The organism is Paenibacillus tyrphae (genome assembly GCF_000722545.1).
GTDB lineage: Bacteria > Bacillota > Bacilli > Paenibacillales > NBRC-103111 > Paenibacillus_G > Paenibacillus_G tyrfis.
The window spans coordinates 1-1,702 of sequence record NZ_JNVM01000072.1; the positions used below are offsets into that span (position 1 = coordinate 1).

The 1,702-nt window shown below is 55.4% G+C and carries 1 protein-coding gene; it reads left to right on the forward strand.

Going from position 1 to position 1,702, the window contains the following annotated elements:
- The first annotated feature begins 410 nt into the window (after positions 1-410).
- Positions 411-1,622, forward strand: coding sequence for a group II intron reverse transcriptase/maturase (locus tag ET33_RS35635; RefSeq protein WP_051776119.1), 1,212 nt, complete (start codon positions 411-413; stop codon positions 1,620-1,622).
- The last annotated feature ends 80 nt before the right edge of the window (positions 1,623-1,702 follow it).

Consider the following 1,702-nt stretch of genomic DNA (forward strand, 5'->3'; position numbering starts at 1 on the left):
GTGTACGCCCAGCATGGGCGTCATCTCTAGGGTGAAAGTCCCGAACGGGGGCTGGCGAACGCCTACCGTTAGCCAAGAGCAAGGGTGTCCACCGCGAGGTGGAATCTGAAGGAAGCTGGAGGCAAATGCACGAGCCAAGGTACACGAACTGGATTTGAGGCAGGGCTAGTCGGATGAGTCACCACTACATGACGAAATCCAAAGTCGCCAAGGGCTACCCCTGTAAACTCCAGTGGTTGCGGGCAGAAAGATGACGTTCTTATCTGGGGAGGCCTGCGGAATACGCGAATTCACTTCGTAACCGCGGCTGAGAAGCCGCGTTGAATCCGCAGGAGTCAGCAGAGGTCATAGTACGGGAGTACGGGACGCCGGGAACCGGAAGGACCGAACCGAAAGGAGAGTGGAAACCGATGCGTTCGCATGAAGAGCAGAGACAGCAGGAAATCTCGCAAGAGAGCTTGCGGCAAAGAGAAGCGGTGAAGCCGTCAGGGTATGCCGGAGCGCCGAGTTCTTCGTCGGCACAAATCGCCCCCTCCACTCGTGAAGACCAATACGAGCTGTTGGAGCGAATGCTCGAAGGGGACAACCTTCGACTCGCGTACAAGCGAGTGGTTCAGAACGGAGGAGCACCCGGTGTGGACGGCGTAACGGTAGCACATCTACAAGTTTACCTGAAGACACACTGGGAAGCGGTGAAAGCTGCACTCCTGACGGGAACCTACAGACCCTCGCCAGTCAAACGGGTAGAAATCCCCAAACCCGGAGGCGGCGTGAGGCTGCTTGGTATCCCGACCGTCATGGACCGCTTTCTCCAGCAGGCCCTTCTGCAAGTGTTGAACCCGGTCTTCGACGTTCATTTCTCGTGGCACAGTTACGGCTTTCGCCCGGGAAAACGAGCCCATGACGCAGTGAAACAAGCGCAGCGCTACATCCAGAGCGGCCTTCGATGGGTCGTCGACATGGATTTGGAGAAATTCTTTGACCGGGTAAATCACGACATGCTGATGGCAAGGGTAGCCCGAAAAGTGACGGACAAACGGATCCTGAAATTGATCCGAGCCTACNNCAAGCGAGGTTTGCGATTCGTCCGCTATGCGGATGACTGTAACATCTTCGTGGCAAGCAAACGCGCAGGTGAACGCGTCTTGAAGTCGGTGACAGACTTCGTGGAAGGAAAGCTGAAATTGAGAGTGAATCGAGACAAAAGCGCGGTGGACCGACCATGGAGCCGCAAGTTCCTCGGCTTTAGCTTCCTGAACGACAAGAAAGCGACGATTCGATTAGCGCCGAAGACGATCTCCCGTTTCAAGGAGAAGGTCCGCGAACTGACGAACCGTACGCGACCGATCTCGATGGAAGACCGCATCATCCAACTAAATCGCTACATGATGGGTTGGATCGGTTATTTCCGACTAGCCTCAGCTAAAAGCCATTGCGGGAAGTTTGACCAATGGATTCGCCGGAGGTTACGAATGTGCCTATGGAAACAGTGGAAACGGGTACGCACTCGAATCCGCGAACTTCGGGCACTGGGCGTGCCGAACTGGGCTTGCTTTGTTATGGCATATTGGGAAGCGAAAGGGCTGAAAAGCTTACTTTCTCGATATTTGGAGCTTTGTTAACCTTTCGGAACCGCCGTATGCGGACCCGCATGTACGGTGGTGTGAGAGGACGGAGGCTAGCCGCCTCCTCCTACTCGATT